The 13,843-nt window shown below is 29.8% G+C and carries 13 protein-coding genes and 1 pseudogene; 2 read left to right on the forward strand and 12 right to left on the reverse strand.

The window, feature by feature from the left end:
- The first annotated feature begins 81 nt into the window (after positions 1-81).
- Positions 82-1,083, forward strand: coding sequence for a nucleoid-associated protein YejK (gene yejK, locus U9966_RS08320; RefSeq protein ID WP_306347375.1), 1,002 nt, complete (start codon positions 82-84; stop codon positions 1,081-1,083).
- A gap of 65 nt (positions 1,084-1,148) precedes the next feature.
- Positions 1,149-1,487, forward strand: a complete 339-nt coding sequence (bamE, locus tag U9966_RS08325; protein WP_306347376.1) for an outer membrane protein assembly factor BamE — start codon at positions 1,149-1,151, stop codon at positions 1,485-1,487.
- Between the two features lie 351 nt (positions 1,488-1,838).
- On the opposite strand, the gene cspE is transcribed toward bamE, so the two are convergent.
- The 12 genes and pseudogenes from cspE to U9966_RS08385 all read right to left on the reverse strand — a co-directional run bounded on the left by cspE (position 1,839) and on the right by U9966_RS08385 (position 13,841).
- The gene (cspE, locus tag U9966_RS08330) at positions 1,839-2,048 is read right to left on the reverse strand and encodes a transcription antiterminator/RNA stability regulator CspE (RefSeq protein WP_211598522.1); all 210 of its coding nucleotides are present in this window, start codon (positions 2,046-2,048) and stop codon (positions 1,839-1,841) included.
- Between the two features lie 646 nt (positions 2,049-2,694).
- A complete protein-coding gene (locus tag U9966_RS08335; protein WP_306347377.1) occupies positions 2,695-3,864 on the reverse strand; it encodes a beta-barrel domain-containing protein in 1,170 nt (389 codons plus the stop codon).
- Between the two features lie 122 nt (positions 3,865-3,986).
- Positions 3,987-6,101, reverse strand: coding sequence for an ATP-binding cassette domain-containing protein (locus U9966_RS08340; protein WP_306347378.1), 2,115 nt, complete (start codon positions 6,099-6,101; stop codon positions 3,987-3,989).
- A 103-nt stretch (positions 6,102-6,204) separates the two neighbouring features.
- Positions 6,205-7,695: a TolC family protein gene (locus U9966_RS08345; protein ID WP_306347379.1), complete on the reverse strand. Its 1,491-nt coding sequence runs from the start codon at positions 7,693-7,695 to the stop codon at positions 6,205-6,207.
- A gap of 199 nt (positions 7,696-7,894) precedes the next feature.
- A complete protein-coding gene (locus U9966_RS08350) occupies positions 7,895-8,998 on the reverse strand; it encodes a BapA/Bap/LapF family prefix-like domain-containing protein (protein ID WP_306347380.1) in 1,104 nt (367 codons plus the stop codon).
- Between the two features lie 335 nt (positions 8,999-9,333).
- A complete protein-coding gene (locus tag U9966_RS08355) occupies positions 9,334-9,720 on the reverse strand; it encodes a pyrimidine dimer DNA glycosylase/endonuclease V (protein ID WP_306347381.1) in 387 nt (128 codons plus the stop codon).
- A 15-nt stretch (positions 9,721-9,735) separates the two neighbouring features.
- Positions 9,736-9,918: a hypothetical protein gene (locus U9966_RS08360; protein WP_306347382.1), complete on the reverse strand. Its 183-nt coding sequence runs from the start codon at positions 9,916-9,918 to the stop codon at positions 9,736-9,738.
- Positions 9,919-10,020: 102 nt separating this feature from the next.
- The gene (locus U9966_RS08365; protein WP_322631697.1) at positions 10,021-10,371 is read right to left on the reverse strand and encodes a hypothetical protein; all 351 of its coding nucleotides are present in this window, start codon (positions 10,369-10,371) and stop codon (positions 10,021-10,023) included.
- A 26-nt stretch (positions 10,372-10,397) separates the two neighbouring features.
- A pseudogene (locus U9966_RS08370) lies at positions 10,398-10,804 on the reverse strand (pyrimidine dimer DNA glycosylase/endonuclease V).
- A gap of 2 nt (positions 10,805-10,806) precedes the next feature.
- The gene (locus tag U9966_RS08375; RefSeq protein WP_306347384.1) at positions 10,807-12,789 is read right to left on the reverse strand and encodes a hypothetical protein; all 1,983 of its coding nucleotides are present in this window, start codon (positions 12,787-12,789) and stop codon (positions 10,807-10,809) included.
- 15 nt (positions 12,790-12,804) lie between these two features.
- Positions 12,805-13,401: a DUF4326 domain-containing protein gene (locus tag U9966_RS08380; RefSeq protein WP_306347385.1), complete on the reverse strand. Its 597-nt coding sequence runs from the start codon at positions 13,399-13,401 to the stop codon at positions 12,805-12,807.
- Entirely contained in the window at positions 13,401-13,841 is a 441-nt protein-coding gene (locus tag U9966_RS08385; RefSeq protein ID WP_306347386.1) for a DUF488 domain-containing protein, read from the reverse strand. The genes U9966_RS08380 and U9966_RS08385 overlap by 1 nt, the downstream gene beginning before the upstream one ends.
- Between the last annotated feature and the right edge of the window lie 2 nt (positions 13,842-13,843).

The following is a 13,843-nucleotide window of genomic DNA, read 5'->3' on the forward strand; positions in this document are numbered from 1 at the left end:
ATACATTTGTTAATTACCCTAACTACAGTTAAAATCTCTTCCAAATTAATTTTGAATAAAAAGATGTAATATAAGGAAACTATGAGTATAAATGTAACAGAAATTGTTCTCCACCAATTGACACAAACTGAAAGCGAAACACCTGAATTAAAAACAGTTTTAAGAGAAAAATTATTAGAGGTTACGCCTGAAGTTGAGCAGATGATGTTACAACTTCATCAAGCCTATCAAGGAAAAGCCAAAGGCTATGGCTTATTTCAAGAGAATTCAAATTTTGCTCAGGAATTAAATCGTTTATTAGAACAAGAAAATGATTTTTTACCCTTTAGTTATAGCTGTACCAAAATGTTGGCAACGGAATTGGTAAAATATCCATTTGCCAGTGGTGGTTCTTTTATTTTGTGTCGTTATAATTTTTTAGCAACTGATTATCTATTTATTGCATTAATTGATAACCGAACCTCTATGTTAGTGGATGAACAATTAGAAATTAAACGTACCCAATATTTAGAAATGGCACAATATGACATTGCTTGTCGTATTAATTTAACAGAATTAAAGCTAGATGCACAATCTAACCGCTATTTGACCTTTATCAAAGGACGAGTGGGACGAAAAGTAGCAGATTTTTTTATGGATTTTTTAGGCGCAGAAGCAGGGCTTGATCCGAAAGTACAAAACCAAACCTTGTTACAAGCAGTTCACGATTATTGCGATCAAGGTGAACTAAATGCAGATCAAACCAAAGCAGTAAAAACACAAGTTTTTGATTATTGTAAAGGTCAAATTAACAGTGGTGAAGAAATCGCTATTCAAGAATTAGCCAATGAAATTCCTACCTTAAATGATCAAAATTTTGCACAATTTACTCAAACTCAAGATTATGATTTAGAAGACTCTATTCCCCCTATTCGCAATACATTAAAAGCCTTAACTAAATATTCAGGTTCAGGAAAAGGGGTTACTCTCAGTTTTGATGCTCAATTATTAAACGAGCGAGTGATTTGGGACGAACTAAATGACACTTTAACAATCAAAGAAATACCCGCAAATTTGCGAGATCAACTTCAACGCAATAAATAATGGTATTTAAGTGTAAGTTTAGGTATTATTTACCCAATATTATAAAATGAAAGGTTTAAAAAATTATGAAAATAAAATCACTTTTAGCAACAATCTTACTTATGATGGGCGTAACAGCCTGTTCAACATTAGAAAAAGTCGTGTATCGTATTGATGTACCTCAAGGTAATTATTTAGAGCAAGAAAAGGTCGATCAATTAAAGGTAGGAATGAATCAAGAACAAGTACTCTATTTACTTGGCACACCACTATTAAAAGATATATTTGCACAAAACCGCTGGGATTATGTTTTTATCAAACGTAAAGGACATCAAGACCCTGTTCAACGTACTTTATTTATTTACTTTGATCATAGTGGACTGGTAAGCGATATCCAGCTAGATAAACCACTTAAAGAGAAATAAATACTAACCCGCGATACTTCAAAATAAAAATTGATGAATAAAAATAAGCGGTCATATTTTTTTAGAAATTTACATATGAGCTATTATAAATACATAATAGCTCTAAAATATGTTACTAGAAATGCAATTTAACTATTTCAACATACATCAATAAAGTTTGTCACCAAATCAGAACTTCTGCTTTATTATTTTTCCCGTCTCAAGATAGGTTTACATAAAAGAGACCTGTTCATAAAAATACAAAAAATAGCGAGGAAAATCATTAAAAAAATAGTGATTATATGGCCTAATATGAAAAAATCCCCTTATAAAAGGGGATTTTTGAAAATCTATTTAATTGCTAAAAGCGAATTAGATAATTTTTACATCTACTGCTGATGGACCACGTTGACTATCTTGAACTTCAAATTCAACGTTATCATTTTCGTTTAATGTTCTGTAGTTGTCACCAACGATTCCAGAAAAGTGAACGAATACATCTTTTCCACCATTAGATGGAGTGATGAAACCAAAACCTTTTTCAGAATTGAACCATTTTACGATACCAGTTAATTTAGACATATGTCTTCCTTATTTTAAAAATTTATTTGAATGCTTGAAAATTCAAGCGGTAACGCTAATCACTTTATAAATAGAGATGGATATTAACAGGACTTTCAAGATATAAAGTAAAAACTTTGTAACAATGAGGAAGAACTATAATAACTAACTTCTTAAACTGCTCTTAGCTAGAGCTTCATTAGAACATAATATCTTAATTAAAGCAAACTTTTTTTATACATAAAAGTAACTGTGCACAGGGCAAAATCATACTTGAATAAAAAATATACTTATTAGCAAAATAACCATTTATTTGAATTTGAAAATAAACTTTATTTACAACATTCAAGTATAGAAAGATATTAATTAAACGTTTTTTGTTTGATTTTTAACCTTTTAAATAAGGTAAATAATGAACATATTGTAAGTTTACAAGTATGATCTTGCCCTGTAACTGTGCAAGGTAACCACGTACTTTTAAATATTAATTTTAAAAAATATAAATATGCCCTTCCCCACAAAGTACAGGAAAGTAATCATTTTATTATCCTTATTTTCTATTTTTATAGATCATATTAGATTGCACTTTTAGAAGAATACGATCTCGTTTTCATTACTCATACGGGATAATAACTGGTTGTATACGAAACCAATAAAATTACTCTTATTAAATTGATGCCAAAGCATCACGAGTTTTTAATAATGGACGTAAAATATAATCAATAATTCGCATACTGCCTGCTTCTAATTCTGCTTCAACTATCATACCTGTACGAATATCTAGCTTTCTAGCCTGCCATTTAGAAAGAGAATTAGGGTTAATCGCAATAGTCACAACATAATTACGTCTTTTGTCTCTTGTATTTTCATCTGGTACAGTATCTGCACCAATTTTAGTGACTTTACCTAACAAGGTTCCGTAAATGCTATAATCATAAGCAGTTAATTTTAAAGAAGTTTTCATATTTAGTACAACATAACCAATATCTTTAGGAGCAACCCGTGTTTCTACTAAAATACTACCATCATTAGGCACAATTTCTAAAATAGTTTGTCCTGGACGAACAACTGCTCCCACTGTTGAGAAAAATACTTGATTCACCGTTCCTGAAGAAGGAGCACGCACAATTGTACGTGCAAGTTGATCTTTTGCCGTTTTAATCGTTTCTTTAAGAAGAGAAATTTCTGATACTGCCTTTGAAAGGCTTTCTGCTTGTTCTTTATAGCGAGTAGCTAAGAAATTCTCCAAGTCTGCTCGTAAATTAGCCAGTTTTTGTTGGGTATTTAATAACTCAATAGAAGATACCGCTCCACCATGATTAAACTTTTTAAGTTTATTATATTCCTGTTTTTTCAGTGTAATTAAATGTTCAAGATTATCTTGACGAGACTGTAATTCTTTTAAACGTGAAGATAATAATATTTGCTCACTTTTCACTAAATCAGGATATTCTTTGAGGTATAAAGCAGGAACTTTTAACTCATTTTGCCGATTAATCTCTTGTTGTAAACGTAATTTTCTTAATGTATAGGTAGCAATTTTCTTTTCTGATTCTTCCACTAAAATTTGAAAGCGAGTTGGATCAAACTGAGCTAAAACTTGTCCTTTTTGAATACTATCACCTTCTTTTACATAAAGTGCAGTTAAAATACCACCTTCAAGGTTTTGTACGATTTGCGTTCTTGCGGCAGAAACAACTTTACCACTCGCTCTTACCACACGAGCAAATTGAGTATTATATGACCATACAAGTAAGGCAATCAAAAAAAGAGAAATAAGGAATAAAAAAGTTTTACTTTTTTTAGGTTGATGTATCTCTTTACTTAAATCACGCATTTATTTATCCTTTTACTATTAGCTATTGATAACTAATCACAGTGATGACAATTTTATAAAATTTGCAAATTTTTTATAATAAGTCACCGCTTGTTTTTAATTATTTATTTTAAAAATATCAATTATGCATTATTCTTTTGTGCTTTATGAATTCGCTGTAAAATTTCATCCCTTGGACCATCTGCAGTAATTCTACCGTTAGAAATCACAATAATTCTATCAACTAATTCCAATATTGGCATTCGATGTGTCACTAAGATCATTGTTTTATCTTGTGAGAATTGCTTTAATCGTTGAATTAAATGCGCTTCAATATTAGGATCTAAACTAGCTGTAGGTTCATCCAATAACAAAATATTATGCTGACCCAATAACATTCTTGCGATCTGCACACTCTGTTTTTGTCCCACAGATAATCCAATTCCACCATCTTTAATTGGTAGATCTAGACCATGAGGATGAGAATTTAATAATCCACCTAAACCTGTTTGTTGTAAAACATCAATGATAACATCATCACTAATTTGAGTATCATCAAAAGTAATATTTTGGCGTAACGTACCATTAAATAAGTTCACTTCTTGAGTAAAATAGTTAATATTACGGCGTAAATCTCTTTCTGAAATTTGTCTCATATCAATACTATCGCATTTAATCTCCCCTTTTTGGGTAAAATATAATCCTGATAATAATTTTAATAACGTTGATTTACCTGAGCCATTTGGTCCTAAAATAGCAACTTTCTCACCTGATCGAATAGTTAATGTACCAATTTGAATAGCGGGATCCACATCTTTTGCATAACTATATTCTACATTTTGAAGTGATAAGTTGCCTTTTAGTTGAGGACGACGTAATTTTTTCTGAGTAATCGGATCATCTTGCTCTCCTTGAGCAATTGCTTCTAATCCTTTTAAAGAAGATTTAACTTGAGCCCAACGGATAAATAATGAACTTAACCTTGTCATTGGAGCAAGAGTTCGGGAGACTAGAATATTCAGTGCAATAATCCCCCCCATTGTCATTTTTCCTTCAAAAGCAGCATAAGTTGCAACAGTAATGGTTACTACGTAAGCTAACTGCTGCATACTCATTGCCCATTGCGTTAGAGCATTCACAAGGTAACGTTGTCTCGTAGAAACATTAGCATTAATCACATTAACATCGTTCCACTGCTTTTCAAAAAAACCGTAAGATTGAGTAACTTTAACGCTTTCTAAATTATAGGCAACTTCATTACAAAGACGATTTGCTGCCCCGTGAGCTCCTTGTGCTGACGCCACAATACGACGCATTTTACCCCGAAAAATAAAGGCAGGTAAAATCATTGCAATACTTGCTAATATCGGAACCCAGACTGCGTTACCACCAATCGCATAAATCACAAATAAGAATAAGAATGCAAAAGGAATATCCACTAAAGAACCTACCGCCGCTTCTGTAAAAAACTCTCTAACAGAAGCAAATTCTCTCATCATTTGAGTCAAATAATTAGGTGGAGGCGTATTTGCGGATAAGCGTAATCGTAATAAATGACGTAATAAAAATCCATTGGTCGTTAAATCGACACGTTTACCACTGTGATCTAACAAAACAGAGCGTAAAGTACGTAAAATAGCTTCCAATCCCATTGCTAACAAAACACCAATCAACAACGCCCAAAGAGTTTCTTCCGATTTATTCGGTATTACTCGGTCATAAACCTGTAATGAAAACAGAGAAGCGACAATCGCTAGTAAATTAGCGAAAAAAGATGCAATCAATACACGAGTAAAAGTAGGATATTCTTTATTAAATACACTCCAAAACCAATGTTTTTTCTCTGAATCAATACCCTGTTCATTGTACATCCGACTAATATTTTTACGAATAAGGAGTACACTATCTTCACACTGAGCTAAAAAAGTATTTAAAGGAAGTGTAATGTTTGCTCCTGTGTCACTCGCAACAATCACCTGCTTTTTGTGTATTTTGAGAACTGTTGTGTAGCAATTTTCTTTCAACTTAATAGTCACAGGACACTGCAACTGTTGAAGATGTTTTAAGGATAATTGTCGTATTTGTAAATCAAGTTGCAATTCTTCAGTAAGAAAAGCAGAATTCACTAGTGCCTTAAAACTATCTATCCCTTGAATATCGCTACGCACAATCCCCACTCCAATTTGTGTTGCTTGTATTTCAACCGCTTGTTGAAGTGATAGTTGCCAATTCCCAGAGCTATTATTTTTATCTAACATTTATCTATTTTCTCTATGTATTCTAATATTCTTTGTAGAGACAAAAAATACTCTCTCCCTACAATATACGAATGGATATATCCATCATTATTATTTGGTTGATTTATAATAATTTACTTGGTTTTAATTGATTATTCATCAATTTATCACCTTCTGTCATTTTAATTAACTTCGCTTTTAAAATAAGTAATTCATTCTCTAAATTTACTAATTGCTCTTGAGTGTTTAATAATGTGCGATAAGCACTGATCATATCACTGATAGAGGCTTTAGCTATATCAATTTTTTGTCGATATAACGCAAGACTACGTTGACTATCTTTTTCTAATACTTGTAACTGTAGTTTATTCTGTTTTAGACGATTAGCTTCCAGAATTATACGTTCATATTCTGTTTTTAAACGTAACCGTAGCTGGCTTAAACGCTTTTGTTTATTACGATAGTTTGCTTCCGCCACACTAACATTGGTACCGCTTGAAAAGAGTGAAGTTGGGGTACTTAAAGTAACATTAGCTTGATAAGATTTTTTATTGATACTGTCATACCCAGTTCTACCTTCTAAAATTACTTTCGGATAACGTTCAGCTTCGGTTTGGGTTAATTTTTCTTTTGCAGTTTGTACTTCTACTTCTGCTTGACGTAAAGCAATGGCATCACCAGATGTATTAAAAATACTTGCCATTTTTCCTAATGAATTAATATTAGGAATTTTATGAATACTAATTGGTTCACCTAATTTAGATGCCAATAGTTTTAAATTTAATTGTATTTCTGCTTGAACTGCACCTAATTTGGTTTGTAATTCTGATAAACGTAAATTCAAAGCTAGAGGCTCTGATTGAGTTACTAATCCTGCACTTAAACGATTTTTAGCATAATTTGCTAATTGTTTCTGTTGAGAAATAGATTCCTTAACTAATTTTTCTTTTGCTTTTAAAGAAGCTATTTTACTCACTGAAACTAAAGTATCTGCGATAGTATCTCGCTGCTCTTGAGAAAAATCTAAACGTGAGCGTGTAGTATTTAACTCACCTTGTTTTTCTCTTGCATTGTTTAATCCAAAATCATATAAAGTATAAGAACCTGATAAACCAGCAAAAGTATTACCATCTTTAGACACACTCGCAGATGGACGAATATCAGGCAGACGTGAAAGTCGAATGGCTTCCGTTTCAAACTCTCTCTGTTCAATCACTGAAGGTAACGGAGAATGTGCAAGGTTATAACGTAATGCAGTACGCACAATTGCCATTAAAGGATTATCCTTTATAGTAGTTGGAATTGCTGGTTTTATTTTTGTAACCGCATTCATTGTTGAAACTAGCTGAGCAATATCTTGCTTGCTTTCCTGTTTATTTACCTGTTTATTATCTTGTTTATCCTTCGCTTTATTATGCTGCTCATTAGATTTTGCTTTATTTTTCGTCACTACTTTAGAAGAATCAGAAGAAGAAAAAGACAACTTACGCACGGTAAATGCTGCTGAGTTTTTTTGAGGTAAACTACAAGACGACAAAGCAAAGATGCATATTCCACTACTTAATAAAGTCAACACTTTATTAGTTTTGCCATATACTTTATTTTTTATACTCATAAATTAATCCATATTAGTTAAAAAATCTGAATTATAAAAAAATAACACAAACTTTAAGAATGGTTGAAAAGACTAATAAAATTTGTAAAATTCCAATAACATTATACACCATTTTTTCATCAAAAAACGATATTCAGTTATAAAAAATAAAACACTAATTAATAGTCCGAATCGAAATAGTTTATATATTAAACCATTTCTACACAATAAATGTATCACTATTAGTAATATCAGGGTTAATAATTAACATATCATCTGAATCATTAGTATATTTCACATACTCTTCGCCATCACGACCTTCTGTCTCAGCAGTTTTAGTAAAATCATTCTCTAAAGATGACTGATTGGCTGGTTTTTCATTATTTACCATCACTTTATGACCATTTTCACTGTTAGCAATTTTATTTAAGGTTCCTTCTGAAATAACTAAACTAGCGTCATCTTTTATAAAATCAGTGTCAACAAGATCGCCATTATTATCAGCAATAGCACTTCTACTTTCAGTAGTAATCGTTTTATCAGGGTGCTCTGTTGTCGTGATCACATCCTCAAATTTACCATCATCATCTGTATCTAAAAATACTTTTGTAATTTTTGTTCCATCTTTCTCTATGGTAATTTCAGTAATTTTTTCAGCAATACCATCTGCATCCTTATCAACGGTTATCGTTTTTTTATCAATTATACCATCATCATTTTTATCTTCTGTTGTCGTTGTAACAACCTCTCCTGTAATTGAATCAATATTAGTTACTATTACTTTCTCAGGATTACCGTCATTGTTTACATCAATCACTGTTTTACTTGCATCATTCTCAATACCTTTGACTGTATCAACTTTAGTATCGTCATCACTATGCTTAATTGCTGTTGCAACACCTATTCCAGCACCAAGTGCACCTAATCCTAGAAATATACCACCAGTGACACCATCTACAACGCCTGAATCCTCGATAACACTTGAATTCAAACCATTTGATAATAAAACATCTTCTGATGTTTGAGAACTCAACATTGCTAAATCGTTACCAAATAATTCAGACTGTTCATTGTAAGTAAGTGTTTTAGTATTTAACAGGTACCCAGAGATATCATCAACTTCCAATAATTGAACATTTTGACCTTGCTCTGAATTTAAAACTAAATGACGAAACATACTAAAGTAGTCTTCAACTCTTACTACCTCACCATTACTTAATTTAATTAATAAATCATCGCCAGTTTTAATACTAGAGACTATTTGTTCTCTACTGAATGGTAAAACCACATATTTTGTAAGATTTAGTTCTCTAATAATATTCATAAAATTTCCTTCACTTAAACCTCTAACTCCTTTCCTATAAAATACCATATTTAATAAGATAAGATAGATTAAAACTTGGTCATTATAAAAAACAAGAAAAAAAATACAAGTGAGAATAGTTAATTAAGACAAATTAAAGCGATATTTGTCTATAACTTAGGCGATAGCTTAAAGAATAAGCAATAAGACTATTAAGTAAAAATTTAGTGCGTATTTTACAAACTATGAACTTGAGTTCGTAAGTTCATATATAGTAAAGAGTAAAATAGATTTTTCTTCATTTTACTTTTCCTTGGTATTACGTACTTTTTAAGCGGTAAGATTTTTAGAAAAATTTACACATCTATGCGTGGCGTAAATCTTGGTTTCACCGGCATTCTTTCTAAAATTCTTGCTCTATTGACTTCAATCGCATTCACCGTTGGAATATAATCTAGCCATAAACTGTCATCTTCCGGTAAGTTTTCTGACCAGATATATTTCACATTAAATTGTCTCGCTTTGCATTCTTCATATAAATCTTGATAACGCTTTTTTAAGAACCTCAATTTATTAAAGAAAAAACGAACGTGTCCAGTACCAAGCTTATAATCATCAGGCATTCCCACTAAATTATATTTCCCTTTTGCGACTGCATTAGGAATTCGAGTTAGTTCTCTGAACTCTGCGAGAAGGTGTTGATCGCAGAGTTCAGTTGGAGAAACCACATTAATTCTTGTCATAGCCAATAACCTTAATTATTTTTCTAGTTTATTAAGTTTTTCTCTAATTTCACCATCTGTCATTTCAAAACCCTCTTCAGTAAGGTATATTAAATCCATAGCAAAATCATTAACTTCATCTCGCCATTCTATTGAGAGATTATAAGCTTCCAGTACCCAATCTGATATATATTTATGATCTGAATTAAGATCCAACATTAATCTCACATTTTTTAGAAACTCTTTTTATAAAAATCGTCGTGCCATTTAAAATACTTTTTCTTAATGTTCAATTATCAAAGTAATACTTTCCTACATTAACTAACAAGAAATTCCAATTAACCACTTTGTTTTATCAGTATTATACTTATCTAAATCTGGCATTCGTTTTATTGGTTGAGTACAACCTCTTGGTTTAATGTAGTATTTAGATACTTCTACTGCTTCTTTTTTGGTTATTGAAGCCTTACCCTTTTTTAACACTCTTATATAATAAGGATTCTCAAATGGTACAATATAAGTATCCATCATATAAGTATTCCCCTTAAAGGGTAACATAAGATGATTTTCTGCCACTAAAATGAGGCTTTTACCAGATGAATTAACATCAAAATTTATAGATGTATTACTATCTGTATTTTGATAAGCACAAGCTTGTATCCCTAGTGCCATAGTAAAGACTAAAAATAGATTTTTCTTCATTTTGTTTCTCCTGTGTTAAATTTTTCTATACGAGATGTAAATCTTGGTTTTGCCTGCATTCTTTCTAAAATTCTTGCCCTATTTACTTCAATCGCATTCATAGTCGGCATAATCTAGCCATAAACCTCCATTTTCTGGTAAGTTATCTAACCAAATATATTTCACATTAAACCCTCTTGCTTTACATTCTTCATATAAATCTTGATAACGTTTTTTTAAGAAACATCAATTTATTAAAGAAAAAACGAACGTGTCCTGTTCCAAGCTTATAATCATCAGGCATTCCAACTAAATTGTATTTCCCTTTTGCAACCGCATTAGGAATTCGAGTCAGTTCTCGGAACTCTGCGAGAAGGTGTTGATCGCAGAGTTCTTTTGGGGGGATTAAGTTTATTCTTGTCATGGTTAATAATCTTTTTTATTTATAAAGTTAAATTTTTTCTTACGAAGATAAAAAATATTTAAATCATCATCTATTTTAAGTAAGGCTAAAATCAATAATTTTAAATAAGTTAAATAAGCTCTTTCGTGTTCATCTTCTTTATCTGCATTTGCTTGTGTACCGTGTACATACCTATTTCTTAAATCTAGTCCATTAACAAACTCACTTTTATTTAGATAATAATTAAAATATTTTTGTTCTGGAATTGATAATAAAGAGCCTTCAAAGTAAAGAAGATCTTCATCAGCCATAATTTTTACTTCTTCTTGAAATTCTTTTGGATAATGATAATAAGCTCCCACTTCATTATCATAAAGATCTTTTAAAAGATGCAATCTAATAGGATTGAAAAATCTAATAAAATTATCATCATCTATAAAAATAAAATTTTGCTCTATAAGAAAATTTAATGTCTTTTTTGAATAATCTTCAAAACTATTAAAAAGTACATCTTCATTTATAATCAGATCCCAAAAAGAGTTATAGCCTTTATCTTTGTAAGGTTCAACATAAGGCAACAATGTTTGATCTGAGAAAAATAAAGTTAATATATTTTCTAATATAGGGTTATCATTATTTAAATAAATATATTTATAATGATTCAAACTCGGTATTTCAGAAAAATGGACAGGTTTAGATGACATTTGTAAAAGTTCTAAATCAATATCACTATCTTCTACAAATAATTTAAATTGTTTTAAGATTGATTCAAATTCAGGTGCTAATATTCTTATTTTTTCAAGATATGACTCCGTACTAGGAATATTAAAACTAGTGTTTGCAGAAAAATCATATCTCTCTTGAAAAACTTTTGTAAAAATTCTATGAATTATTTCTTCCAAAGATATATTTAATTTTTTTATTAAAATCTCTGTATAACCTCGTATTTGCAAAAGAGAAACGGTCTCAAAAGAATCAAATGTAAATCCCTTCTGATAATGATATTTTGAAGTTTCGCCCATCATTCTCTCAAAAGTACTCATTTTATTTGGCTTACTAACCAAAGTAATTCTATTTTTTTCATCAATATATTCAAACAAATATTTGAAATTTTTAAAGAGAGCATAAGACTCATTATTATTGATAATAAAATCTAAATTATATAAAAATGATGTAGTATTTCCATCAATCTTAATATCTTTGATTGTATCCATATCTTTAGAAAATCCAACATATGTTGCTCTTTTGATACTTTGATTAAAAGTAAGATATTCTTTTATTTTTTCTTCATATAATCTTTTTGCCATTAACCTAGTTTTATCAGAAATTTTTAAAAAATCATTATTTTTTATATCCTTTATTAAAGTAATATAATTTAAATTTATTACATTAAAATTCTCATTGCTTAGATATTTTAAAATAATATGTTCTTTATCTGATAACGTCAGTGATTTCGGTAAGTAAAGATTAGATGAATTATCTTTTTCATACACTGATAGAATAATTTCAGCAGAATATTCATAGTCAATCAAAAAAAATTTTAGTTCATTACTATAATACTCTACTAATCTCTTATTTTTTAAAATAGAGCTTATGCTGTGTGGCTTACAATCTAGAATTTTATTAAAAGTTACTTTTGAAATTTTTTTAAAGCAATTAAAATTACTTATTACCTCCCAAAATAATTTAGAATATTGAAACTCTAAGTTATCAATATATTCAATAATATTATCATTATTGATTGTAGATATAAATTTACCTATTATATTTCCATATTGTTCTACTTTTTCCTTAAATAATATAAGATCGGTTTGAGCCCACTTTTTTAAATGGACTTCATTATCAATATATTTCTTAACTGTATAAAGTTCTAAAATATCATTAATATCAGTATACTCTTTAAGAATATCTTTATATAAAACACTCTCGACCTTAGATAATTCATATCCTAACGAAAAATGATTTTTAGAGAATGGTTGTATTCTTTCAAAATTAGATTTTTTCATAATCAAATTATTGATTTATTTTCCGTCATCCCAAGAATTCAGAAAATTTGCAAGTATATCTCCATGGCAGGCAAGAGGCTTACAAAAACATCCTAATCTTTTTCCTGCTAGTAAATATACTTTTTCTTTATCTTTATTAGGAAATTTTTCATAATCAAAGTCATATTTAAATTTTCTTATAACTTCGTCTCGATCATCACCATTTTCATACATAGAGTATGGATTACCCCAATAAGAACCACGTCCTATATACTCATAGTCTTGATTATTTGTACTAATTTGAAATCTAATATCTGTTTTTATATTGATAACTCTCGTAATAGCAATTTTTACTACTCTTAATGGAATCTGCATAGATTTTAGACCAACTGTTTCATTCAAAAATTCCTCTCCATCATCAAATATAATGGCATGTGTTATTAAATCTTGATTATCATCAAAATTTAATACCTTAATATCTCTATCTTTCGAGAAATTATAAATAAAATTATTAGGATCTGATTGAGTTAAAAAATTTACATTATCTAATCTAGATATTATTTTTTCTATTTTCCTAGAAAATTTACTATAACTATTAAACAATTTAGGGTAAAGAATAAGAATATAATTCATTAGTATAAATGTTTTACTTTTAAATCTAAATTTGAATTTTCATTTAGATATTCAATAATTAATCTTCTATGACATAAATGAGGCTTATGTTCACTACATAAAAGACAACCTTGCTCTAATAATGAAGAAGAAATTACTCTTTCAATATTTCTTTGAGCCATTAAATTTAAAAACTTATCTTCATAGATATCCCAACTCATATTTCCTTTTTTATATGCGTTCAATAAATCCTGTGTAGGAGCTAATTCTGGCATATGAATATAATCTACGTTGCAGAGAGATTTAAGGAAAAATCTCAAATCATCTCTTTTGGCAAAACCTGCTAACTGAGAAATGTTATTAATTCTAACATCTATTAAAGTTTTTATATTAGCAGATTTTATAAAACCAAAAAAAGTTTCTGCATTCTTTTTTGTAAAACCAATTGTATAAATATCCAATT

Source organism: Pasteurella atlantica (assembly GCF_963693435.1).
Lineage (GTDB): Bacteria > Pseudomonadota > Gammaproteobacteria > Enterobacterales > Pasteurellaceae > Phocoenobacter > Phocoenobacter atlanticus.

Excerpts from the sequence above, each read along its gene's own strand:
- yejK (WP_306347375.1), top strand. The coding sequence starts at position 82 with ATGAGTATAAATGTAACAGAAATTGTTCTCCACCAATTGACACAAACT.
- bamE (WP_306347376.1), top strand. The coding sequence starts at position 1,149 with ATGAAAATAAAATCACTTTTAGCAACAATCTTACTTATGATGGGCGTA.
- cspE (WP_211598522.1), bottom strand. The coding sequence starts at position 2,048 with ATGTCTAAATTAACTGGTATCGTAAAATGGTTCAATTCTGAAAAAGGT.
- U9966_RS08335 (WP_306347377.1), bottom strand. The coding sequence starts at position 3,864 with ATGCGTGATTTAAGTAAAGAGATACATCAACCTAAAAAAAGTAAAACT.
- U9966_RS08340 (WP_306347378.1), bottom strand. The coding sequence starts at position 6,101 with ATGTTAGATAAAAATAATAGCTCTGGGAATTGGCAACTATCACTTCAA.
- U9966_RS08345 (WP_306347379.1), bottom strand. The coding sequence starts at position 7,695 with ATGAGTATAAAAAATAAAGTATATGGCAAAACTAATAAAGTGTTGACT.
- U9966_RS08350 (WP_306347380.1), bottom strand. The coding sequence starts at position 8,998 with ATGAATATTATTAGAGAACTAAATCTTACAAAATATGTGGTTTTACCA.
- U9966_RS08355 (WP_306347381.1), bottom strand. The coding sequence starts at position 9,720 with ATGACAAGAATTAATGTGGTTTCTCCAACTGAACTCTGCGATCAACAC.
- U9966_RS08360 (WP_306347382.1), bottom strand. The coding sequence starts at position 9,918 with ATGTTGGATCTTAATTCAGATCATAAATATATATCAGATTGGGTACTG.
- U9966_RS08365 (WP_322631697.1), bottom strand. The coding sequence starts at position 10,371 with ATGGCACTAGGGATACAAGCTTGTGCTTATCAAAATACAGATAGTAAT.
- U9966_RS08375 (WP_306347384.1), bottom strand. The coding sequence starts at position 12,789 with ATGAAAAAATCTAATTTTGAAAGAATACAACCATTCTCTAAAAATCAT.
- U9966_RS08380 (WP_306347385.1), bottom strand. The coding sequence starts at position 13,401 with ATGAATTATATTCTTATTCTTTACCCTAAATTGTTTAATAGTTATAGT.